Here is a 21114-nt window from a genome sequence, read left to right as displayed (position 1 = left end):
CTGTTCGTCAGGCCGACAGCAGCCGGCCCAGGTGGTGGGCGACGACATCCGTTTCGATGAGGAAGCCGTCGTGGCCGAAGTCGCTGGAGATGACGGCCGCCTGGTCGCCGTCGAGCGTCCCCGGGATGCCTCGCGCGATGCGGTGCTGCCCGTCCACCGGGAAGAGCCGGTCGCTGTCGATGCCCAGCACGAGGGTGCGCGCCGTCACCCGGGTGAGGGCCTCTTCGATGCCGCCGCGGTCGCGGCCGATGTCGTGCGAGTTCATCGCCTCGACGAGGGTGATGTAGCTGTTGGCGTCGAAGCGTCGCGTGAACTTGTTGCCGTGGAAGTCGAGGTACGACTCGACGGCGAAGCGCCCGCCGCGTCCGAGCGGGCTCACCTCGGACTGCCAGGAGCGCTGGAAGCGGAGGTTCAGCTCGGTGGGGCTGCGGTAGTTGAGCAGCGCCATGCGGCGTGCGAGCGCGAGTCCGCGGTGGGGGCCGTCGCCGGCGCGCGCGTCGTAGTAGTCCCCGTGCGCGAAGCCCGGATCCATCCGGATCGCCTCGATCTGCACCGAGTTGAGCGCCACCTGGTCGGCGGTGGTCATCGGGGGAGCCGCGAGGACGGCGAGCCGTTCGACACGGTCGGGATGCGTCACGCCCCACTCGAGGGCGTGCATTCCGCCCATGGAGCCGCCGATGACGCCCGCCCAGCGGTCGATGCCCAGATGGTCGGCGAGGGCGGCCTGGGCGGCCACCTGATCGCGGATCGTCACGTACGGGAAGCGCGCGCCCCACTCGGCCCCGCGCGGGGCGATGCTGGCCGGACCCGTGGACCCCTGGCATCCGCCGAGCATGTTGGGGGCGATGACGAACCACCGGTCGGTGTCGACCGCGAGGCCTGGGCCGACGATGTTCTGCCACCAGCCGTCGGTCGGGTGCCCGGCCCCGGCGTCGCCGCGCACGTGGCTGTCGCCGGTGAGGGCGTGCAGCAGCAGGATCGCGTTGTCGCGCGCCTCGGACAGCGTTCCCCAGGTCTCGTACGCGATGCGCGCGATCGGCAGGACGGCGCCGTTCTCGGTGCGCAGGTCGCGGAACGCGGCGAAGTGGCGGTCACCGGCCGGATCGCCGTCGCGCCAGGCGCCGGTGGCCGGCGGGCGGGCCCGCATCATCCGGGCATCGGCCTCGGTGACCGGCGCGCTCGGCACCGTGTCCTCTGAGGTCTGCCAATCCATCCCCCCATTCTCCCGGGCGTTCGACCGGCACAGGGGCCGTGTTACGTCGCAGCATCCGAGGCGGTCGGGGTTCCGGGGATGTGGTCGGTGTGCTGCCCGTCGCCCCGTTCGCCGGCACAACGGCGGATCCGGCGGCCGACGCGCCGGGTGCGGGCGGTCGGATGCGGCGTGTCGGGCGTGCGGTCCGCCGTTGTGCGGGTGGGAGGCGGGTTGGGCGTCGGGTGGTGCCCAGGTGCCCGAATCGCCGGTGCCGCGCTGTCGGTCCTCTCCGTCTGTCCGCTGCGTCGTGCACAACGGCGGATGGGGCGGGCGACGCGCCGGGGGAGGCGAGGGCGGATGCGGCGTGTCGGACGTGCGGTCCGCCGTTGTGCGGCGGCGCACCAGCCCACAGCACCCCGCACCAGCTCACACCACCCCCACAGCACCCCGCACCCCCCACCGCACCCCGCGCGAACGACGGATGCCCCGGACGCGAGGCGTCCGGGGCATCCGTCTGGCAGCGGGTCAGGCGCGCGCGGCCTCCGAGAGACGGCGGGCGGCGGCGAGGGCCTGCTCGAGGTCGGCCTTCAGGTCGTCCACGTTCTCGAGGCCCACCGACAGGCGCACGAGGCCCGGGGTGACGCCGGCGGTGAGCTGCTGCTCGGGCGTGAGCTGCGAGTGGGTGGTCGAGGCGGGGTGGATGACGAGCGAGCGCACGTCGCCGATGTTGGCCAGGTGGCTGAACAGCGACAGCGAGTTGACGAACTCGCGGCCGGCGCCGACGCCGCCCTTGAGCTCGAACGACAGCACCGCGCCGACGCCCTTGGGGGCGTACGTGTTGGCCTTGGCGTACCAGGGGGAGGTGGGCAGACCGGAGTAGTTGACCGAGGCCACGTCGTCCTGGCCCTCGAGCCACTCCGCGATCTCCTGGGCGTTCTGCACGTGACGCTCGATGCGCAGCGACAGCGTCTCGATGCCCTGCAGCAGCAGCCAGGCGCTGATCGGCGCGATCGATGCACCGAGGTCGCGCAGCAGCTGCACGCGGGCCTTCGTGATGTAGGCGACGCTGTCGCCGAGCGCACCGGTGTAGCTCAGGCCGTGGTACGAGGGGTCGGGCTCGGTGAGCTCGGGGAACCGCTCGACGTTGGCCGACCAGGGGAACGTTCCGCCGTCGACGATGGCGCCGCCGATGGTCGTGCCGTGGCCGCCCAGGAACTTCGTCGCCGAGTGCACGACGATGTCGGCGCCGTGCGCGAACGGCGTGATGAGGTACGGGGTGGCGATCGTGTTGTCGACGATGAGCGGAACGCCCGCCTCGTGCGCGACGTCGGCGACCGTGCGGATGTCGAGGACGTTGATCTGCGGGTTGCCCACGGTCTCGGCGAAGAACAGCTTCGTGTTGGGGCGCACCGCGCGGCGCCACTCCTCGGCGTCGTCCTGGTTCTCGACGAACGTCGTGGTGATGCCGAGCTTGGCGAGCGTGTACTTGAACAGGTTGTACGTGCCGCCGTAGATCGAGCTGGACGAGACGATGTGGTCGCCCGCCTGCGCGATGTTGAGCACGGCGAACGTCTCGGCCGCCTGGCCGGACGCGACCAGCAGCGCCCCGGTGCCGCCCTCGAGCGCGGCGATGCGCTCCTCGACGACCGCGGTGGTCGGGTTGATGATGCGCGTGTAGACGTTGCCCGCCTCGGCCAGCGAGAACAGGTTCGCGGCGTGGTCGGCGTTGTCGAAGACGTAGGACGTCGTCTGGTAGATCGGCGTCGCACGCGCGTTCGTGGTCGGGTCGGGCTGGGCGCCGGAGTGAATCTGCTTCGTCTCGAAACGCCAGTTCTCGGGTGCGGACATCACGTACTCCTGAAAGTCTGTGGGTGTCGCGGCGGATGACGCGAACACGTCGAGGTTACGGTGCCCCTCGAGCCGCGACAACGCGCGGGACACGTGCCGTAACACCCGTCGCACCCGCGGCCGGAAACACCCGGTTCATCCGCACCGCGTAGCGTGGCAGGCATGGCGACACGACGTGCGGTGGTGACGGGCGCGAGCTCGGGTATCGGTGAGGCGACGGCGCGGGAGCTCCGCGCCCGAGGGTGGGATGTGGTGGCCGTCGCGCGACGCGCCGACCGGCTCGAGGCGCTCGAGGCGGACACCGGGGCGGTCGCCTACGCGGCCGATCTGACGGTGGCCGCCGATGTCGATGCGCTCGCCGCGTGGCTGGCCGGCACCGGTCCGGTGCACGCGCTCGTGCAGGTCGCGGGCGGCGCCCGCGGATCCGACCGTGTCGAGGACGGTCTCGCCGAGGACTGGCAGTGGATGTACGAGGTCAACGTCCTCGCCGCGCAGCGGCTCGTGGCCGCCCTGCTGCCGCAGCTGCGACGAGCGGCTGCGGTCGACGGCCACGCCGACACGCTCTTCGTCACCTCCACCGCGTCGCAGGCCGCCTATCCCGGCGGCGGCGGGTACAACGCGGCGAAGGCCGCGGAGAGCATGCTGATCGGTGCGTTGCGCCTCGAACTGAACGGCGAGCCGATCCGCGTGATCGAGATCGCGCCGGGCATGGTCCAGACGGAGGAGTTCTCGCTCAACCGTCTGCGCGGCGACCGGTCGGCCGCCGACGCGGTCTACGACGGGGTCGCCGCGCCCCTCACCGCGCACGACGTCGCCGACGTGATCTCCTACGCGCTGAACGCGCCGGGGCACGTGAACCTCGATCTCGTGACCGTGCGACCGGTGGCGCAGTCCGCGAACCACCTCGTCGCCCGTCAGCCGCTCCGCGTGCGCGAGGACTGAGGCCTCCGCCCTCAGAGCACCTGCGTGCCACCGGAGGCGGCGGGGACCGCGGGGGCCTCCGAATCGGCGAACGCCACCTTCGGGACGAAGACGAGCACCGTCGCCGCGGCGAACCCGCCCACCGCGCAGACGATCCACACGGTGAGGTAGCCGCCGAGCGACGCGGCCGTCTCGACGGCGACGGCGCCCGCGCCGGCGGCGAGCACGACCCCGAACACGGCGGACGCGAACGTGCCGCCGATCGTCTTGGTCGTGTTCGTCAGAGCGGAGGCGATTCCCGTCTGCCCGCGCGGAGCGGCGGCCGCCGCGGCGGCCGGCAGCGCCGCGACCAGGGCGCCGGAGCCGAGCCCGGCGATCGTGAGGTTGAGCAGCACCTGCCAGAGCTCGGTGTGGAACGGCACGAACAACAGGTAGCCGATGCCGACGAGCGCCGAGGCGCCGATCAGCATGAGGCGCGGGTTGGCGCGCCGGGAGGTGATCGCGAAGACGACGGCGCCCGCGATGAGCGAGACCAGGTAGACGCCGATGATGTTGGAGCGACCCGTCGCATCCAGCCCCAGTCCGTACCCGAGGGACGGATCCGTGCCGGCGTAGGTCGAGAGCGGCCCTTGCGCCCCCAGCAGGCTGATGCCGACCAGCGCCGCCGTCGCCTGCACCGGCCACATCTCGGGCCGTCGGAGGACGCGGATGTCGACGGCCGGGTCGTCTTGGCGCAGTTCGAACCGCACGAACCACGCGAAGGCGGCGAGCCCCGCCGCGAGGATGACCCAGGTCCACACGAACCCCGGGCCGTTCAGCCGAAGGAACGTGAGGGCGCCGGTGACCAGCAGCAGCGCCATGGCCAGGATGCTGAAGCCACCGGCATCCAGGCGCCGTCCCGGAACGGGCTCCGACTCGGGCACGCCGAACCAGATGACGACGCCGACGAGGGTCACGGCGATCGCCGGGATGAGGAGGGTCAGCGTGAGGTTCTCGGCCGTGGCGGCGAAGATGCGCCCCGCGGCGAGGGCCCCGATGATCGCCCCCGCCTGCAGCCCGACGACGAGCAGCCCCGCGGCGCGGCGGGTCGCCGCCACGCCGTGCCCCTGACGCCGGCCGCGTTCGAAGATCAGGGCGATCTCCAGCGGCAGCCACACCACGTAGAAGCCCTGCAGGGCCCAGGCGATCAGGAAGGTCCAGAACGATCCGGCGAAGGCGATCCACCACGTGGCGCCGGCGGTGAGGATCGTGGCGATCAGCAGGATCCGCTTGTGCCCGTACATGTCGCCGAGCTTGGCGAGCACCGGGACGACGAGGGCCGAGAGCAGCAGCTGTGCCGCCTCGAACCAGTTGACGTCCGCGTCATGCACCCCCAGGTGGACGACGATGTCTGAGAACAGGGGCACGTAGTAGCCCTGCAGGATGCCGCTCACGACCTCGACGATCACGAACCATCCGATGAGGGCGGCGGTGATGCCCAGCGCGGAACGGCGGAGCGTGTGAGAGCTGCGGCCAGTGCCCGTTCGGATCATGGCGAAACGCTACACCGCGCCGGGCTCTAGGCTGGGCCGGTGACGAACGCGCAGAACACCGCCCCGCCCGAACGAGAGATCCTGACGTGGGACGGTTTCGGCGAGGCCAGCCGCGACATGGCCCGCGACGTGATCGCCGCTGGCTTCGTGCCCGAGGTCGTCGTCGCCATCGCGCGCGGCGGGCTGCTCCCCGCGGGCGCTATCGCCTACGGGCTGGGGGTGAAGAACTGCGGCGCGATCAACGTGGAGTTCTACACCGGCATCGGCACCGTGCTGGCCGCCCCCGAACTCCTGCCGCCCGAGCTCGACATGACGTATCTGGACGGCCGACGCGTGCTCCTCGTCGACGATGTCGCCGACAGCGGTCGCACGCTGGATCTCGCCGTCCGACTTCTCACCGAGCAGGGCGCCGACGTGCGCTCCGCCGTGATCTACACCAAGCCGACCACGATCATCCAGCCCGATTTCAGCTGGAAGGACACCGATCTGTGGATCGACTTCCCGTGGTCGTGGCAGGGCTCGGTCATCGAAGAGGACGCGGGCCTTCCCGGCTCGGCGTGAGCCCGCATGGCGTCATCGCTCGACGAGCTCGCTGACGCGGGTCTGATCGACTCCGGCTGGGCACGAGCGCTGGCCCCCGTGGCCCCGCAGATCGCGGCCATGGGGGAGCGCCTGCGTGCCGAGAACGCCGCGGGGCGGTCGTACCTCCCCGCCGGCGACCGGGTGCTCCGCGCATTCCAGCGGCCGCTCGCCGACGTGCGTGTGCTGATCGTCGGGCAGGACCCGTACCCGACGCCGGGGCATCCGATCGGACTGTCGTTCGCGGTGGAGGCCGATGTGCGACCGCTGCCCCGGAGCCTCGGCAACATCTACCGCGAGCTCCACGACGACCTCGGCATCGAGCCGGCGGCGCACGGCGATCTGTCCGCGTGGGCGGATCAGGGCGTGCTGCTGCTGAACCGCGTGCTGACGGTGACGCCGGGCGCGGCGGGATCCCACCGCGGATGGGGCTGGGAGAGCGTGACCGACCACGCCATCCGGGCGCTCGCCGCCCGGGGCGGCCCGCTCGTCGCGGTGCTCTGGGGGCGCGACGCGGCGACCGCGGCGCCGCTGCTCGGCGAGACGCCGATCATCTCGTCCGCGCACCCGTCGCCGCTGTCCGCGCGTCGCGGCTTCTTCGGCTCCCGGCCGTTCTCGCGAGCGAACGAGCTGCTCGCGCAGCAGGGCGGCGCGGCGGTCGACTGGCGTCTGCCCGCGTAGGCTGGGCGCCATGCTCGAGGAGGAATACGACCGGTCCCGCCGCCGCCTGCCGCGGCACCTGCGGCGCACCTCGTCGGCGGACCAGCAGCCGTTCGCCTACGCCATCCGCGCGGCGACGCCGGCCGACATCCCCCACATCCGCGAGATCTACAACTACTACGTCACGAACTCCGTCGTCACCTTCGACGAGAAGAAGTGGTCCCTTGCCAAGTGGCGCGAGAAGTTCGCGCTGCTGCAGAAGCTGCAACTGCCCTTCCTCGTGGCCGAGAGCCCGTCCGGGCAGCTCCTCGGGTACGCGCTCGTGCAGCCCTGGGCGGGCAAGTCCGCCTTCCGCTACACGGTCGAGGACTCCATCTATCTCGGGCAGGCGGCATCCGGCAAGGGGCTCGGCCGGGCGTTGCTGGAGGCTCTGATCGAGGCGTGCGAGGAGAAGGGCATCCGCGAGCTCGTCGCCGTCATCAGCGACAAGGGCGCTGAGGGCTCGCTCGCCCTGCACGAGAAGCTCGGGTTCGTTGAGGTGGGCCGGATGGGGCGCGTCGGCTTCAAGTTCGGCCGCTGGCTGGGCACCATCTACCTGCAGAAGTCGCTGAAGCCCCGCAAGAAGCGCGGCCTCTTCTCGCGCTGACCGCGCCCGGCGCGCCCGAGCCGCGTCAGGGGAGTGTGGGGATGGCGGCGAGGAGCCGGCGCGTGTAGTCGGCTCCGGGGGCGCGCAGCACGCGGCTCGTCGGCCCCTCTTCGACCGTGCGGCCGTCCTTCAGCACCAGCACGCGATCGCAGAGGTTCTGCACGACGCCGATGTCGTGCGACACCATGACCAGCGTCAGCCCGTCGCGCTCGCGCAACCGGCCGATGAGCGCCAGGATCTGCGCGCGCACCGTCACATCGAGCGCGGAGAGGGGCTCGTCGCCCACGAGGAGCCGCGGCCGATGCACGAGGGCCCGCGCCAGGGCGATCCGCTGCCGCTGCCCGCCGGAGAACTCGTGCGGATAGCGGTCGGCGGCGTCGGCGGGAAGGTCGACGTCCTCGAGGACCTCGGCGATCCGTGCCCGGCGGTCGCCGTCGATGCCGAGCGCCCACAGCGGCTCTCCGACGATGCGTCCGACGCTCATGCGCGGGTCGAGAGAGGCGTACGGGTCCTGGAACACGATGCCGGTCTCGCGGCGCAGCCAGTGCAGGCGGCGCGCGGACGCGCCCGCATCCACCGGCCGGCCGGCGAACTCGACGGTTCCCGCCGTGGGGCGGTCGAGGCCGAGCAGGAGGCGGATGAGGGTGGACTTGCCCGACCCGGACTCGCCGATGATGCCGAGAGCCGAGCCCTCCTCGACCTCGACGCTGACCGCATCGAGTGCCGTCGTGAGCGCGCGCGGCCCGAACGGCGCCGTGCGGGCGCCGTGGTGGATGCGGGTGAGCCCGTGGCCCGCCAGGAGCACGCTCATGAGGTTTCCTCCCCGCGATCGGGACGCCACAGCGTCGCAGTGGCGTCCCGCAGGAGCCCGCGCGTGACCTCGTCGCGCGGAGCGGTGAGGAGATCCGTCACCGCTCCGGTCTCGACGATGCGGCCGGATTCCATGACGACCGCGTGGGTGGCGACACGGGAGAGCACGGCCAGGTCGTGGGTGATGAAGACGAGCGACATGCCGGCATCCGTCACGAGCTCCAGCAGCAGGTCGAGGATCTCGGCCTGGATGGTCACGTCGAGGGCGGTGGTCGGCTCGTCGGCCAGGAGCAGCGCGGGTTCGCACGCGAGGGCCATCGCCAGCGCGACGCGCTGACGCTGCCCGCCCGAGAGCTGGTGCGGGTAGCGGTCGACGATGCGCTCCGGGTCGGGCAGGCGCACCCGTGCCGCGCCCGCGACGGCGGCGCGACGACGCGCGGCGCGCCCGAGGCGCTGGTGGATGCGGGGGCTCTCGGCGATCTGACGCCCGACGGTGCGCACCGGGTTCAACGCGGTCTGCGGCTCCTGGAACACGATGCCGATCTCGGCGCCGCGGATGCGGGCGAGCTCGCGATCGGGAGCGCCGAGCAGCTCGCGGCCGTTCCAGCGGATGCTGCCGGTCGCGGTCGCCCCGTCGGGGAGGAGCCCGAGCACGGCCAGCGCCGTGAGCGACTTGCCCGAGCCCGACTCGCCGATGATCCCGAGGCGGGCGCCGTCGGGCACGCGGAAGGAGATGCCGTCCACGACGCGGGCACCGTCGAACTCGACGGTGAGGTTCTCGACCTCGAGGCTCACGCGACCACCTCCGGCACGTGCGTGCGGGCGCGCCGCGCGGCGCCCCCGCGTCGGCGGAGCGTGGGGTCGGTGGCGTCGCGCAGACCGTCGCCGAGCAGGTTGAAGCCCAGCACGGTCAGCGTGATCGCCAGACCCGGCCAGACCACCGACAGCGGATGCACGGTGATGTACTGCTGGAGCTGAGCGAGCAGCAGCCCCCACGACGGCTGGGTGACGGGCGCCCCGAACCCGAGGTAGGACAGCCCCGCCTCGGCGAGGACCGCCACCGCCATGCCCCACGACAGCTGCACGATGAACACGGGGGCGACGTTGGGGAAGAGATGGCGGGCGAGGATCTGCACCGGCGTGAGACCCGAGGCGCGCGCGGCCAGGACGAAGTCGCTCTGCAGCACACGACGCAGCTCGGGTCGGGTGACGCGGGCGATGTTGACGCCGAACCCGATGCCGACCGACCAGACCACGACGGCGAGCGAACCGCCCCAGACCGCCGAGATCATCATCGCGATCAGCAGCACCGGGAAGGCGATGAGGATGTCGACGAACACCGCGACCGACTCGCGGACCCAGCGGCGGGTGAGGGCGCCGAGCGAGGCGAAGACCACGCCGATGACCGTCGAGATGAGTCCCGCGCCGATCGCGACGACCAGGGTCGTGCGGGACCCGGCCATGAGCAGGCTGAGGATGTCGCGCCCGGTCGCATCGGTGCCCAGGAGGTGGGGGACACCCGGCCCCGCCCAGCGTGCGGCGATGTCGGTGCGCTGGGGGTCGAACGGCGTCCAGAACACGGCGACGAGCGCCGTCAGCGCCACGACGGCGATGACGATGATCCCGAAGGCGCCGGTGGGGAGCGCCCAGAGCCGGCCGAACCAGCCCGAGCGTCGCGGCGTCGCGCGCGCGGTCATGACGCCGACTCCCGCTGACGGGGATCGAGGGCCCGGTGGAGCAGGTCCACGAGGAACCCGATGACGAGGACGAAGGCGGTGAGGGCCAGGAGCTCGCCCTGCACCTTCGGAATGTCGCGGTTGCCCACATCCGCCACCAGCATGCGGCCGATCCCCGGCAGCGTGAACAGCTGCTCGATGACGACCGCGCCCACGATGATGCCCGCGACCTGGAGTCCCAGGACCGAGATCACCGAGAGGCCGACGTTCGGCAGGCCGTGCCGGAGCAGAGCCCGCGTGCGCGTCAGTCCCTGCGCGGCGGCGGTGCGGACGTAGTCCTGTCCGACGGCTTGGAGGGTGGCGCTGCGGACGAAGCGCAGGAGCATCGCCCCCTCGACCACGCCGATCGTGAGGGCGGGGAGCACGAGGGCCCGGAGCGCCGCGGCCGGGTCATTCCATCCGGCGCGGGGGAAGCCCTGCGCCGGCAGCCAGGCGAGCCAGACGGCGAACACCACGACCAGCATCATGCCCGCCCAGACGACGGGGACCGCCGCGAGCGCCTGCGCGCCCACGCCGATCGTGGTGCCGCTGGCGCGCCCGCGGCGCAGCGCCGACACGACGCCCAGCGGACCGGCGATGAGCAGGGCGATCACGAGGGCGAAGACGCCCAGCGGCACCGTCACCTGCGCCTTCTGCCAGAGCTCGGTGGTGACCGGCGTGCCCGTGAGCAGAGACGTGCCGAGATCACCGCGGAAGACCCCGCCGATCCAGTCGACGTACTGCGCGGCGAGGGGCACATCCAGGCCGAGCCGGTCGCGGATGGCGGCGATCTGCTCGGGCGAGGAGTTGGTGCCGGCGATGAGCTGCGCCACGTCGCCGGGGAGCACCCGCAGCGACAGGAAGATGATCACGCTGGCCACGGCCAGGCCCACCACGAGCAGGCCCAGCCGTGTCAGCGTGTATCGGATCACCTCGTGCCGAGCTCGGTCACGTTGAAGCGCTCGTTGACGTTGACCGACGGGGCGCCGGTGATGTCGGAGGCGACCGCCACGACCGAGGCGCCGTTGTACAGCCAGTCGGCCGCGGCATCCTCGGACACGATCCGTGCGGCCTGCGCGAGGAGGTCGGCCGCCTCTTCGTCGCTGGTCGCGGCGCGTGCCTGCGCGTAGAGCGCGGTGACCTCGGGGTTGTCGTACGTGAAGTAGTACGACGGGTCGGCCCAGTTCTCGAAGTCGCGCGCCTCGGTGTGCAGCACGAAGCTCAGGTCGTAGTCCTTGTTCGTGTAGACGTCCTGCAGCCAGGTCGGGAAGTCCACCGACTCGACCTCGAGCGTGATGCCGACCTCGGCAAGGTCGGAGACCAGCAGCTGCGGGATCGTCTCGGTGTAGAACGAGGGGATGGTGAGGGTGAGCGAGATGCCCTCGGCGCCGGCGGCCGTGAGCAGCGCGCGTGCAGCCTCCGGGTCGTAGGGCGCGACATCCGACAGATCCTCGTACCCGGGATCGAGCGAGGGGATGGGGCCGTACTGCGTCTGGCCGGCGCCGATCGCCTCGACGAGCGCGTCGTGGTCGATGGCCTGGCGGATGGCCTGGCGCACGCGCTGGTCGGCCAGGGGGCCCTCGGTCTGGTTGAACGCGAGCGTTCCCTTGTCGGTCGACTCGCCCAGCACGACGGCGAAGTCGCCGTTCGCCTCGATCTGGTCGGTGAAGTTCGGGTCGAAGCCGGTCACGACGTCGACCTCGCCCGCGAGGGCGGCGTTCAGGGCCGACTGGGTGTCGGGGATGTAGGAGAAGACCACCTCGTCGGCGGCTGCCGGGTCGCCCCAGTAGCCGTCGTAGCTCGCGAAGGTGATGCTGTCGCCCTGCGACCAGTCCTCGAGGACGAACGGACCAGTGCCGTTGGCCGCGGTCTGGTAGTCGACGGTGTCGCCCTCCTTGAGGACGATGCCCGCGCGACCGGTGAGGTTCCACAGGAGCTGGGAGTCGGGCTCCGCGAGGGTGAGCACGATGTCCTGACCGTCGGCGGTGATGGAGGTGACGCCGGCGAGGGTGTCGGCATCGACCCATTCCGCCGTGTCGCGGTGCTCGGTGAGCGACCACACCACGTCCTCGGGGGTGAGCTCCTGGCCGTCGTGGAAGGTGACGCCCTCACGCAGCGCGAAGGTGTAGGTCAGGCCGTCCTCCGACACGGACCACTCGCTCGCGAGCGCGGGGACGATCTCCTGCTCGGGGGTGCGGGCGACGAGCCCCTGGTACACGTTGTCGATCAGGATCTGATCCAGCGCCGCTCCGGAGGTCTGCCGGATGTCGAGGTTGGAGGGTTCGAGGACGAGACGGACGGCGACCGAGGTGTCTGCGGCGGCGTCGTCGGTCGAGCCGTTCGGTGCGCAGGCGGTGAGTCCGAGGGCGGCGACGGCGACGAGCGCGGCGGCCACCAGAGGGGTACGACGGGACATGGACGAGTCCTTTCCGCCCGGAGGGCGGGGTGTGCGGTGAGGACGGGGAGGTGCGGTGACCAGCCTAGATCGAGGGCGCCGGCGCCCAGGGCCCGGGCGCGTCACAAACGGAAAGCATCAGAGGGCGTCGATCTGTTCCCGAACCAGCGCCGCGAGGGGGACGGGAATCTCCTCGTGCACGTTGTGGTGCGCGGGGACGACGGTCACGGCGGCCGTCGGCACACGGGACAGGAAGGCGGCGGCGTCCGCCTCGGTGACGTATCCCTCCTCTCCGCGGATGAGGGTGACGGGGGCGGTCACGGCGGCGAGATCGTCCCATCCGGATGCCGACAGGACGGCGCGCAGCGGATCGGGAGCGTCGGCGGGCGCGGATGCGGCGGGCGCCGCCGCGGCGGCGGCGGCGGCCAGGTGCGCGAAGTGGTGCTTCCACTCGACACGACCGTCGGGGCGCACCCGCGAGTTGAGGAACACGCCGCGGGCTGCGGCCTCCCGCGTCCCGCCGAGCCCGAACGCCAGCGCGCGCTCGACGAGTTCGTCGCGGTCCGTCCAGTCGGTCGGGCCGGCGAAGAAGGAGCGCACCTGGGACGGCCCGGCCGAGGGGTCGACGCCCGGCGTGATGTCGACGATCACGAGGCGGGCGACGCGGTCGGGGTGGGCCGCCGCGACGGCCGCCGCCGTGAGGCCCCCGAGCGAGTGGCCGACGAGGACCTGCGGGCCATCGGTCCACGCGGCGAGAGCGACCGCGACGTCCTCCGCCAGCAGACGCGGCGCGTACGCCGCGTCGTCGCGCCAGGAGGAGTCGCCGTGCCCGGCGAGGTCGATCGCCAGCGCGGGGGCGTCGAGCGCGAGGATCGTCGTGTCCCAGGTGTGCGCGTTGAGGCCGGCGCCGTGGAGGAAGGTGACCTCGGGCGGGGCATCGCCGAAGCGCAGCGCCGACAGGTGCCTCCCGTCGGCGAGCGTCAGCTCGAGCCGTCGCACCGGCGGCAGCGTCGCCGAACGGCCGATGTCGCGAGCCTGGTCGGGGAGGAAGGAGAACTCGTCGAAAGCGTCGTCGGTCACCCCGGCATGCTACGGCGCGGGAGGGTCGATGGCATCTCGGACGTCCTCCCGTGACCCGGCGTGACGCGGCGCCCGCGCGCGAGAGCGGTGTCGTGCCGTCCCCGGCCGTGCCCTCGGCGCGGTCGCTAGGGTGGAGGCATGGCCCAGGAGCGACGCGTGCATCTGTCGAAGTCGGCCCCGGAGGCCTACCAGGCCTTGGACGCCTTCTCGAAGGCGGTGGGGCGTGTGGCCGCCGACGCCGGGATCGAGCCGCGGCTGACCGAGATCGTCCAGCTGCACGCCTCGCAGCTCAACGGCTGCGCGTTCTGCGTGCGCGTGCACGTGGACCGGGGCGTGGCGGCGGGGCTCGATGCCGACACGATCGCGCAGGTGGCGACATGGCGCGAGTCCGGGGTGTTCACCGAGCGCGAGCGTGCGGCGCTGGAGCTGACCGAGGCCTTCACCTTCATCGCCGACGAGGGGATCACCGACGAGCTGTACGACCGCGTCGGCTCCATCCTCAGTGAGGGCGAATACGTCGCGCTGAGCTGGATCATCGTGTCGATCAACGCCTTCAACCGGGTCGCGATCGCCGGGCGTTACCCGGTGCCTCCGCGCGCCGCCGCTCAGACATGACGCCCGCGATCCGCGGTGCGCAGGCCGGTGCGGTCAACTTCCGCGACGTCGGTGGTCTGCCCGCGGCATCCGGCGTCACCCGGCACGGCGTGCTCTTCCGCTCCGGCACGCTGGCGCGGCTCGAGGCACCCGCGCAGTCCGAGATCGCCCGACTCGCCATCCGCCGCGTCGTCGACCTGCGCGACGACGCCGAGGTGGCGTCGGAGCCGAGCAGGCTCGAGCCGCCCGTCGCCGACACCGTGCGCGTACCCCTCTTTCTGGGGTCGGTCGCGTCGTTCTTCGCGAACGACGTGAGCCTCGGCGAGCTGTACGCCCACATCGTCGACGACTCGGCACCGCGTCTGGTCGAGGTCGCACGCGCGGTGATCGGCGTTCAGCCCGTGCTCGTGCACTGCACGGCCGGGAAGGATCGCACCGGCGTATCCGTGGCGATGGTGCTGGCGGCGGCCGGGGTGGAGGAGGACGCCGTCGTGGCGGACTACGCGCGCACCGCGTCGATGCTGTCGCCGGAACGGAACCGGCGCATCGTCGCGTGGCTGCGCGCCGCCCACCCCGACGCCGTGCACCTCGAAGAGCTGGCGACGGCGTCGCCCGCGCCGGTCATGCGCGATCTGCTCGACGGGATCCGTGCGCGATACGGGTCGGCCGCCGACTACCTGCGGGCCGCGGGTCTCGGTGACGACGAGGTGCGCGAGCTCCGACGCGTGCTGGTGGCGCCCGAGGGCTGAGCGCGCAGCCGCGGTCGGGCCCTTCCGGAACCGAGACGAAGAACAGGTGAGGCTAGCCTTTCCTTGGCGTATACTTCTGGTGTCATGCCCGAGATCGCCGTTCACAACGCCAGCGCCTGCCGTGCTTCCAAGCACGCGAGGGCGCAGCATCTCGTGACCGCCGACGAGACCTCTCTCGACGATCTCGAGATGCTGCTGGCGACGCTTCCGCTGTGCTCGACCGGACGCGTGTTCGTCGAGGTGCCTGATGCCGAGCACATCGCCGACATCCGGGTGCCCGCGCGGATGACGATCACCTGGCTCGCGCGGAACGCGCGCTCCGGCGCCCCCGGCACCGGCCTCGCCTGCGCCCCCGGAGCGGCGCTCAGCCGCGCGGTCACCGCCTGGGCCGACGAGATGCTCTGCGACGCGGCGTGCACCACCTCGGTGACGCTCCTCGGCGGCTTCCTCGGGACGGCCGACATCGTCGACCACCTGACGGAGCGCTGCGCGATCGCCGCCGACCACATCCGCACGCCCGCCCGTTTCGGGCTCGCGACCGCGCGCTGAGCCGTCGCGCGACGGCCGCGTTCAGCGCGGGATGTACCGACCGTCCGCCAGGCCCGCCTCGATCTCGAAGCGATTGCGGAGCGGATCGCGTCCCGCGATCGAGTAGAGCACCGGCATGAGGAACCCGTAGCGCCGCCATTGCCGCTCGTGCACCGACTCGTGGGCGATGAGTCGGTCGTCGACGGGGCCGTCGCCGGTCAGGAAGCAGTGACCGACGCACACGCCGCCGCGCGGGAACGCCCAGCCCGGAAGGCCGCGGAACACCCGCAACCGGCCGTGACGCTCGACGCGGCCGCGGCTCCACAGGGTCCCCCAGACCCATCCGACCGTGCAGCCGTAGGCGTACCCCAGAGCGCTGACGGGGGAATCGAGCAGGAACGGTGGGATCCAGCGGTCGATCGAGCGCCCGCGCGCCACGGCCGCGTCGGCGCGCTCGCGCCAGCCCGCCGGCGGGCGTGCGGCGCTCATGCCAACGCTCCGACGAGACGGAGCAGCGTGCCCATGTCGGCGGCTGCGCTCGCCGGCGACGCGGGGGCGAAGCCCGACAACGACGCGCCGGCCAGGGGCACGCGCGCCCGCAGGGCCTTGATCGAGGCGATGACGTCGCCGAGCGCCGGGCCGAAGGGCGCGGAATCCTTGACGCCGGGCATGTCGGCGGGATCGAGCACATCGACATCGACGTGCACGTGCACGGCATCCACTCCGAGCGCGGCCACCGTCTCGGCGAGAAGGTCGGTGTCGCTGAGTGACGCCGCGGGCAGATGGTGGATGCCCGCCTCGGCGATGTACCGGCTCTCCTCGTCGTCGAGTTCCCGTGCGCCGACGAGGATGACGTCGGTCGGGGAGACGAGGCCCGCGGGGAGGGCCAGGTCGGGGGCGCCGGTGCCCAGCGCTGCGCGCAGGGCCATTCCGGCGAAGGCGCCGGAGGGAGAGGTCTCGGGGGTCTGCAGGTCGCCGTGCGCGTCTGCCCAGACCACCGCGATCCGCCCCGCCTCGGCGGACCGTGCGATCGCGGCGACCGCGACGGCGCAGTCGCCGCCCACCGTCAGCGCCCGCTCGTCGCTCGCGGCGAGCTCGAGGGCGAGCCGCTGCTGCACCTGGCGCAGCGCGCTGTAGCGCAGCACGCCTGTTCCGAGCGACTCGCCGGCTTCGAGCGGCACGTCGACGCGGGCGCATGCCGACCGCGGCAGGTCGCCCTCGATCGCCTCGGCACCGTCGATCAGCTGCATGGCACGGGCGGAGGGGGACCCCTGCCATTGGGGGACGATCAGGAACCGCGTCATGTCGACTCCAAGAAGAGGGGCGGCGGGGTCGCGCAGCCGCGACCCCGCCGGGGGATCACTGCTGGTGCTGCGAGGGCAGCTGCTGCTGCTGTGCGTCGGCCTGCGCGCCGCCGGCGCCGAGGGCGCTCTGCTGGCCGCCCGACTTCAGCGCGGCGAGGCGCGCTTCGACCTCGGTGAGCTCGCCGACGTCCTCGAGGCTCTCGAACTGCGCGTCCAGGCTCGACGCGGCCAGCTCCTGCTTGCCCGCGGCCAGTGCCTCCTGGCGGCGGATCTTGTCTTCGAAACGACCGATCTCGCTCGTGGGGTCGAGGACGTTGACGCTCTTGATCGCGTCGTGGACCTTGTTCTGCGCCTCGGCCACCTTGGCACGCGCGAGCAGCTCGCTGCGCTTGGCGCGAAGCTGGTCGAGCTTCGTCTTCATGCCGTTGAGGCCGTCCTTGAGCTTGTCGACGACCTCGGTCTGGGCGGCGATCTGCGGGGCGGAGGCCTTCGCCTCGTTCTCCTCCGAGATCTGACGCTGTAGGGCGATCTTGGCCAGGTTGTCGAACTTGTCGGCATCGGCGGCGTTGCCCGCCGTGCGCATCTCGTCGGCCCGACGGCTGGCGGCCAGGGCCTTGCTGCCCCACTCCGCCGCGGCCTGCACGTCCTCCTGGTGGTCGCGCTCCAGGAGGCGCAGGTTGCCGATCGTCTCGGCGATCGCGGCTTCCGCGTCGGCGATGTTGTTCGTGTAGTCGCGCACGAGCTGGTCGAGCATCTTCTGCGGGTCTTCCGCGGAATCGATCATCGAGTTGATGTTCGCGCGCACGAGGGTGGAGATACGCCCGAAGATGGACTGCTTGGCCATCGTGTTTCCTTTCGTCAGGGGTCGAGGGGAGAGATCAGAAGCGTCCGCCGCCGCGGCGGGAACGCCCGCCGCCGCTGAAACCGCCGGAGCGCGAGCGCGAGCCGCCGGAGCTGAATCCGCCGCGGGAGCCGCCCGAGCTGAAGCCGCGGGAGCCCCCGCGGGAGCCGCCGAAGCCGCCGCCGCGCGAGCCGCCGAGCATCGAGCCGATCAGGATGCCGCCCAGGAGGCCCCCGAGGTCGTCGCCGCCGGAGGGGGCGAAGCCGGCCACATCCGATTGCGCGGACGAGGTCGCGTCCGCTGCCAGCCGGGAGGCGCGCTGTGCGGCGGTCAGAGCGTCTTCGGGTGCCGAGGTCGCGCTCTGCTGCGCCACGGCGAACGACGCCCGCGCATCGGCGAGCCGGGTGCGTGCGGTTGCGCCGATCGCTCCGCGGCGCGAGGCGATGAAGTCCTCCGCCGCCGTGATCTGCGCTTCGGCCTGGGCGAGGGCGGCGGGGAGGAGCTGTCGTGCGTGCTCCCGCCGTGCCGCGGCGTCACGGGCGGCCTGAAGAAGCTCGTCGAGCTGCTGGTCGGCCGTCTGCAGGCGCTGCAGTCCGCCGATCGGATCGGACGCCGCGTCGGCGCCCAGCTCGGCCCGCGCGACGGCGACCGCCGCGTCGAGGCGGCCGTCCGGGTCGGCGAGGGCCGAGGCCGCCGCGATGTCGCGTTCCACCTCGGCGCGGAGGGGGCCGAGCGCCGCCGCGGCGGAGGCGAGCTGCTCCCCGAGCGTGCGCACGGCGCCGGCCAGCTGCCGGGCCTGCGCCACGGCCTCTTGGGCGGCGCGGATGGCGACCGCGGCGGGCCCGGTGGAACCGGCGGCCAGCGCTGCGGCCGCGTCGGAGAGCTGGGCGTCCGCGAGCGAGAGGCGCTTGCGGGACTCGGAGGCGTTGTCGGCGACCGTGGTCAGGGCGGCGGGGGAGTAGGTGTGCGTGAGCGAGGCCATTGCGGCGTCGGCGGCGTCGGTCTCCTGCCCGGCGCTCGCGCGCTCGGTCTGCAGCGCCGTCAGCGCCGCGGGTGCGTCCTTCTCCAGCTGCCGCAGCTCGTCGAACGCGGCCGTCTGCGCGTCGAGACGCTCGGAGGCCGCGCGGCTGAGCTCGAGCGTCTGCTCGTGCCAGGCCCTCGTCTGTGCGTCGGAGTCGGGGATCTCGTCGTCGAGCTGCTGCCGCAGCGCGAACGCCTGGTCGAGCTCGGCACGGGATGCCGCGATCGCCTCGGCGAAGCCTGCCGTGGCCGCGTCGCCGAACTGCGCGGCGGCGAATCCGACCTCCTGCTCGCTCCGGCGGATGGCGTCGTCGGTCTGGACGAGCGCCGCGGCCGCCCGCTGCCCGAGCGCCTCCGTGCTCTCGGCCGGCGCGGTGGCTCGCCGGCGACGGCGGGCACGCACGACGAAGAACGCGGCGACGCCGATCAGGGCGACGACCGAGACCACCAGCACGATCACCCCGGCATCCACGCCCGATCCCTCGGATCCGCCGTCGGTCGGGGTGGTCACCGATCCGCCGCGGGAGGCCTCGGTGATGCCGTCCGCCGCGGCATCCACGACGCCCGCCCAGTCGTCCTCGCGCAACGCGGGAAGGATGTGCTGCTGCTCGATGGCCGTCAGCTGGTCGGCGCTGAGCGGACCCGAGGTGTCTCCGGAGAGATAGAACTGCCGATCGTCCACGGCGACGGCGAGCAGGTACTGGCTCGGGCCCAGCCCGTTCTGCGTCGCCGTGTCGTTCGCCCAGTCCTCGGCCGAGGCGGGATCGCTGAAACGATCGACATACACGACCCACAGATCCAGACCGGTCGCGGTCACGAGTTCTTCGAGACGTGCCTCGGCGGCGTTCAGCTCGCTCTGCCCGAGCACGGCGGATTCGTCGAGCACGTAGCTCGATCCGAGCGACGGGGGCGGAGCAGCCCAGACGGGGCCGGCGCCCCAGAGGACCGCGACGATCGCGGCCACGAGCACAACAGCCCAGCGCGGTCGCATCGATGGCCTCCTTCGGGCAGGGATGACGCCCGTCGTCGAGCCTATACAGTGCGCCTTGGCATCCGCCATGAGCGCGTCGCTGCGTCCGCGGCGGCGGTGTTGTGGGTACGCTGGCGCACCGTTATGGATGATCGCTACGGATCGGATGTGCTCGCCACCGGATGGCGTCAGCGCAATGCCCGCACCCTGCCCGAGGTCGAAGCCGTGCGCGGCGAGGTGATCGAGGTGGCCGAGGACGGCTTCTGCGGCGCGGTCACGACGATCAGCGGCGGCCTCGTCGAGCTCGAGGACCGTCACGGACGGCGGCGGATGTTCTCGCTCGGCCCCGGGTTCCTGGTCGATGGTCGGGCGGTGAAGCTCATCGCCCCCGTCGTGAAGCCTCCCAGCGGCCCGCAGCGGACGGCATCCGGATCGTTCGCCGTCGCCGATCAGCGTGCGCGCGTCGCCCGATCCAGCCGCATCCTCGTGGAGGGCCGTCACGATGCGGAGCTCGTCGAGAAGGTGTGGGGCGACGACTTGCGCGTCGAGGGCGTCGTCGTCGAGTACCTCGAGGGCATCGATCTGCTGCCCGCCCTCCTCGAGGAGGAGCCGCCGACCGCCGACCGGCGCTACGGGGTTCTCGTCGACCACCTCGTGCCGGGGTCCAAAGAGTCCCGGCTCACCGCGGAGATCATGCGCGGTCGACACGGCGCGCACCTCGCCATCGTCGGCCACCCCTACATCGACGTCTGGCAGTGCGTCACGCCCCGCGCGCTCGGCATCGCGGCCTGGCCCGAGGTGCCGCGCGGGATCGACTGGAAGACCGGCGTCTGCCGGGCGCTGGGCTGGCCGGCGAACGACAAAGCCGACCTCGCCCGCGCGTGGAAGCGCATCCTCGGCACCGTGCACAGCTACCGCGACCTCGAACCGGCGCTCCTCGGGCGCGTCGAGGAGCTCATCGACTTCGTCACCGCGTGAGGTCGCTGGGTAGCCTGGAGGGGTGACCGACCCCGCGCCTGGAATGTTCCGCGACCGCCCCGTCTCCTTCGTCCGCCGAAGCGGGCGGATGTCGGACGGCCAGGAACGCGCCTGGGCGGAGCTGTCGGACCGGTACGTGCTGACCGTGCCGCGGGATGTGGCCGCCACATCCGTCGCCCGGGGCGCCTTCGTCGACCCCGTCGCGGTGTGGGGGAGGGATGCTCCCCTGGTCGTGGAGATCGGATCCGGGCAGGGCCACGCGATCGTCCACGCCGCGACGACGCGGCCCGACGTCGACTTCCTCGCCGTCGAGGTCTTCCGTGCCGGGCTCGCGCGCACGATGCGGGATGTGGCCACGGCGGGCGCGACGAATGTGCGCATGGCCGAGGCGAACGCACCGGAGGCGCTGGAGCACCTGCTGCCCGCAGGATCGGTCGATGAGCTGTGGCTCTTCTTCCCCGACCCGTGGCACAAGAACAAGCACACCAAGCGGCGCCTGGTGCAGCCCGACTTCCCGCCGCTCGCCGCCCGCGCGCTGCGCCCCGGGGGCGTGCTGCGCATGGCGACCGACTGGGAGGACTACGCGCTGCAGATGCGCGCCGTGCTCGACGACGACGACGCGTTCGTCCGAGACTTCGAGGGGGAGTGGGCGCCGCGCTACGACGGCCGCGTGCTCACCGCGTTCGAGCAGAAGGGCCGACGGGCCGGCCGCGACATCCGGGACCTGACCTACGTGCGACGGGAGGGCTGAG

The 21114-nt window shown here is 72.4% G+C and carries 22 protein-coding genes; 9 read left to right on the top strand and 13 right to left on the bottom strand.

Annotated features, from left to right (window positions below):
- Window positions 1–7: 7 nt before the first annotated feature.
- Window positions 8–1213, bottom strand: a complete 1206-nt coding sequence (locus AB0N73_RS12930) for a homoserine O-acetyltransferase (RefSeq protein ID WP_363564081.1) — start codon at window positions 1211–1213, stop codon at window positions 8–10.
- Window positions 1214–1717: 504 nt separating this feature from the next.
- Window positions 1718–3040: a bifunctional o-acetylhomoserine/o-acetylserine sulfhydrylase gene (locus tag AB0N73_RS12925; RefSeq protein ID WP_363564079.1), complete on the bottom strand. Its 1323-nt coding sequence runs from the start codon at window positions 3038–3040 to the stop codon at window positions 1718–1720.
- Between the two features lie 162 nt (window positions 3041–3202).
- Here AB0N73_RS12925 and AB0N73_RS12920 point away from each other — a divergent pair, with 162 nt between their 5' ends.
- On the top strand, window positions 3203–3982 hold the full coding sequence (locus tag AB0N73_RS12920; RefSeq protein WP_363564077.1) for an SDR family oxidoreductase: 780 nt from the start codon (window positions 3203–3205) through the stop codon (window positions 3980–3982).
- Between the two features lie 11 nt (window positions 3983–3993).
- On the opposite strand, the gene AB0N73_RS12915 is transcribed toward AB0N73_RS12920, so the two are convergent.
- Complete coding sequence (locus AB0N73_RS12915; RefSeq protein ID WP_363564075.1) at window positions 3994–5493, bottom strand: MFS transporter; 1500 nt, start codon at window positions 5491–5493, stop codon at window positions 3994–3996.
- 39 nt (window positions 5494–5532) lie between these two features.
- Here AB0N73_RS12915 and AB0N73_RS12910 point away from each other — a divergent pair, with 39 nt between their 5' ends.
- Genes AB0N73_RS12910 through AB0N73_RS12900 form a run of 3 tightly spaced genes read left to right on the top strand, consistent with a single transcriptional unit; the run spans window position 5533 to window position 7378 of the window.
- A complete protein-coding gene (locus tag AB0N73_RS12910; protein WP_363564073.1) occupies window positions 5533–6054 on the top strand; it encodes a phosphoribosyltransferase in 522 nt (173 codons plus the stop codon).
- Between the two features lie 6 nt (window positions 6055–6060).
- Complete coding sequence (locus tag AB0N73_RS12905; RefSeq protein ID WP_363564071.1) at window positions 6061–6753, top strand: uracil-DNA glycosylase; 693 nt, start codon at window positions 6061–6063, stop codon at window positions 6751–6753.
- A gap of 10 nt (window positions 6754–6763) precedes the next feature.
- Complete coding sequence (locus tag AB0N73_RS12900; protein ID WP_363564069.1) at window positions 6764–7378, top strand: N-acetyltransferase family protein; 615 nt, start codon at window positions 6764–6766, stop codon at window positions 7376–7378.
- A gap of 25 nt (window positions 7379–7403) precedes the next feature.
- On the opposite strand, the gene AB0N73_RS12895 is transcribed toward AB0N73_RS12900, so the two are convergent.
- From AB0N73_RS12895 to AB0N73_RS12870, 6 genes are all read right to left on the bottom strand, one after another.
- Window positions 7404–8189 carry an ABC transporter ATP-binding protein gene (locus AB0N73_RS12895; RefSeq protein WP_363564067.1) on the bottom strand — a complete coding sequence of 262 codons (786 nt, stop codon included), beginning with the start codon at window positions 8187–8189 and terminating at the stop codon, window positions 7404–7406.
- The gene (locus tag AB0N73_RS12890; RefSeq protein ID WP_363564065.1) at window positions 8186–8983 is read right to left on the bottom strand and encodes an ABC transporter ATP-binding protein; all 798 of its coding nucleotides are present in this window, start codon (window positions 8981–8983) and stop codon (window positions 8186–8188) included. Before AB0N73_RS12890 ends, AB0N73_RS12895 begins: the two co-directional genes overlap by 4 nt.
- A complete protein-coding gene (locus AB0N73_RS12885) occupies window positions 8980–9885 on the bottom strand; it encodes an ABC transporter permease (RefSeq protein WP_363564063.1) in 906 nt (301 codons plus the stop codon). The genes AB0N73_RS12890 and AB0N73_RS12885 overlap by 4 nt, the downstream gene beginning before the upstream one ends.
- A complete protein-coding gene (locus AB0N73_RS12880; RefSeq protein WP_363564061.1) occupies window positions 9882–10835 on the bottom strand; it encodes an ABC transporter permease in 954 nt (317 codons plus the stop codon). The genes AB0N73_RS12885 and AB0N73_RS12880 overlap by 4 nt, the downstream gene beginning before the upstream one ends.
- Window positions 10832–12319, bottom strand: a complete 1488-nt coding sequence (locus AB0N73_RS12875) for an ABC transporter substrate-binding protein (RefSeq protein ID WP_363564059.1) — start codon at window positions 12317–12319, stop codon at window positions 10832–10834. Before AB0N73_RS12875 ends, AB0N73_RS12880 begins: the two co-directional genes overlap by 4 nt.
- Before the next feature lie 117 nt (window positions 12320–12436).
- Window positions 12437–13378, bottom strand: coding sequence for an alpha/beta hydrolase (locus tag AB0N73_RS12870; RefSeq protein WP_363564057.1), 942 nt, complete (start codon window positions 13376–13378; stop codon window positions 12437–12439).
- Window positions 13379–13516: 138 nt separating this feature from the next.
- Between AB0N73_RS12870 and AB0N73_RS12865 the strand changes: the two genes are divergently transcribed.
- The 3 genes from AB0N73_RS12865 (at window position 13517) to AB0N73_RS12855 (ending at window position 15270) form a co-directional block, all read left to right on the top strand.
- Window positions 13517–13993 (top strand): carboxymuconolactone decarboxylase family protein, encoded by a 477-nt coding sequence (locus AB0N73_RS12865; protein ID WP_363564055.1) that lies wholly within the window; start codon window positions 13517–13519, stop codon window positions 13991–13993.
- Window positions 13990–14721, top strand: a complete 732-nt coding sequence (locus AB0N73_RS12860) for a tyrosine-protein phosphatase (RefSeq protein WP_363564053.1) — start codon at window positions 13990–13992, stop codon at window positions 14719–14721. Before AB0N73_RS12865 ends, AB0N73_RS12860 begins: the two co-directional genes overlap by 4 nt.
- A gap of 84 nt (window positions 14722–14805) precedes the next feature.
- A complete protein-coding gene (locus AB0N73_RS12855; RefSeq protein ID WP_363564051.1) occupies window positions 14806–15270 on the top strand; it encodes an SIP domain-containing protein in 465 nt (154 codons plus the stop codon).
- A 21-nt stretch (window positions 15271–15291) separates the two neighbouring features.
- Here the strand turns inward: AB0N73_RS12855 and AB0N73_RS12850 are convergent, their stop codons facing one another.
- Genes AB0N73_RS12850 through AB0N73_RS12835 form a run of 4 tightly spaced genes read right to left on the bottom strand, consistent with a single transcriptional unit; the run spans window position 15292 to window position 19405 of the window.
- Complete coding sequence (locus tag AB0N73_RS12850) at window positions 15292–15738, bottom strand: Fe-S oxidoreductase (RefSeq protein WP_363564049.1); 447 nt, start codon at window positions 15736–15738, stop codon at window positions 15292–15294.
- Window positions 15735–16553 (bottom strand): arginase family protein, encoded by an 819-nt coding sequence (locus AB0N73_RS12845; protein WP_363564047.1) that lies wholly within the window; start codon window positions 16551–16553, stop codon window positions 15735–15737. The genes AB0N73_RS12850 and AB0N73_RS12845 overlap by 4 nt, the downstream gene beginning before the upstream one ends.
- A gap of 55 nt (window positions 16554–16608) precedes the next feature.
- On the bottom strand, window positions 16609–17397 hold the full coding sequence (locus AB0N73_RS12840; RefSeq protein ID WP_363564045.1) for a PspA/IM30 family protein: 789 nt from the start codon (window positions 17395–17397) through the stop codon (window positions 16609–16611).
- A gap of 34 nt (window positions 17398–17431) precedes the next feature.
- Entirely contained in the window at window positions 17432–19405 is a 1974-nt protein-coding gene (locus AB0N73_RS12835; protein ID WP_363564043.1) for a TPM domain-containing protein, read from the bottom strand.
- 123 nt (window positions 19406–19528) lie between these two features.
- Here AB0N73_RS12835 and AB0N73_RS12830 point away from each other — a divergent pair, with 123 nt between their 5' ends.
- Window positions 19529–20362 carry a DUF3097 domain-containing protein gene (locus AB0N73_RS12830; protein WP_363564041.1) on the top strand — a complete coding sequence of 278 codons (834 nt, stop codon included), beginning with the start codon at window positions 19529–19531 and terminating at the stop codon, window positions 20360–20362.
- Window positions 20363–20405: 43 nt separating this feature from the next.
- Window positions 20406–21113, top strand: coding sequence for a tRNA (guanosine(46)-N7)-methyltransferase TrmB (gene trmB, locus AB0N73_RS12825; protein ID WP_363564097.1), 708 nt, complete (start codon window positions 20406–20408; stop codon window positions 21111–21113).
- The last annotated feature ends 1 nt before the right edge of the window (window position 21114 follow it).

The organism is Microbacterium sp. NPDC089189 (assembly GCF_040685095.1).
GTDB lineage: Bacteria > Actinomycetota > Actinomycetes > Actinomycetales > Microbacteriaceae > Microbacterium.
The sequence above is the reverse complement of the archived record's forward strand: the minus strand, read 5'-3'. Positions and strand labels throughout refer to the sequence as shown.

Coding starts and splice junctions, on each gene's coding strand:
- AB0N73_RS12900 (WP_363564069.1), top strand. CDS start 6,764: ATGCTCGAGGAGGAATACGACCGGTCCCGCCGCCGCCTGCCGCGGCAC.
- AB0N73_RS12925 (WP_363564079.1), bottom strand. CDS start 3,040: ATGTCCGCACCCGAGAACTGGCGTTTCGAGACGAAGCAGATTCACTCC.
- trmB (WP_363564097.1), top strand. CDS start 20,406: ATGTTCCGCGACCGCCCCGTCTCCTTCGTCCGCCGAAGCGGGCGGATG.
- AB0N73_RS12885 (WP_363564063.1), bottom strand. CDS start 9,885: ATGACCGCGCGCGCGACGCCGCGACGCTCGGGCTGGTTCGGCCGGCTC.
- AB0N73_RS12920 (WP_363564077.1), top strand. CDS start 3,203: ATGGCGACACGACGTGCGGTGGTGACGGGCGCGAGCTCGGGTATCGGT.
- AB0N73_RS12905 (WP_363564071.1), top strand. CDS start 6,061: ATGGCGTCATCGCTCGACGAGCTCGCTGACGCGGGTCTGATCGACTCC.
- AB0N73_RS12860 (WP_363564053.1), top strand. CDS start 13,990: ATGACGCCCGCGATCCGCGGTGCGCAGGCCGGTGCGGTCAACTTCCGC.
- AB0N73_RS12850 (WP_363564049.1), bottom strand. CDS start 15,738: ATGAGCGCCGCACGCCCGCCGGCGGGCTGGCGCGAGCGCGCCGACGCG.
- AB0N73_RS12865 (WP_363564055.1), top strand. CDS start 13,517: ATGGCCCAGGAGCGACGCGTGCATCTGTCGAAGTCGGCCCCGGAGGCC.
- AB0N73_RS12845 (WP_363564047.1), bottom strand. CDS start 16,553: ATGACGCGGTTCCTGATCGTCCCCCAATGGCAGGGGTCCCCCTCCGCC.
- AB0N73_RS12830 (WP_363564041.1), top strand. CDS start 19,529: ATGGATGATCGCTACGGATCGGATGTGCTCGCCACCGGATGGCGTCAG.
- AB0N73_RS12835 (WP_363564043.1), bottom strand. CDS start 19,405: ATGCGACCGCGCTGGGCTGTTGTGCTCGTGGCCGCGATCGTCGCGGTC.
- AB0N73_RS12895 (WP_363564067.1), bottom strand. CDS start 8,189: ATGAGCGTGCTCCTGGCGGGCCACGGGCTCACCCGCATCCACCACGGC.
- AB0N73_RS12840 (WP_363564045.1), bottom strand. CDS start 17,397: ATGGCCAAGCAGTCCATCTTCGGGCGTATCTCCACCCTCGTGCGCGCG.
- AB0N73_RS12930 (WP_363564081.1), bottom strand. CDS start 1,213: ATGGATTGGCAGACCTCAGAGGACACGGTGCCGAGCGCGCCGGTCACC.
- AB0N73_RS12855 (WP_363564051.1), top strand. CDS start 14,806: ATGCCCGAGATCGCCGTTCACAACGCCAGCGCCTGCCGTGCTTCCAAG.
- AB0N73_RS12915 (WP_363564075.1), bottom strand. CDS start 5,493: ATGATCCGAACGGGCACTGGCCGCAGCTCTCACACGCTCCGCCGTTCC.
- AB0N73_RS12875 (WP_363564059.1), bottom strand. CDS start 12,319: ATGTCCCGTCGTACCCCTCTGGTGGCCGCCGCGCTCGTCGCCGTCGCC.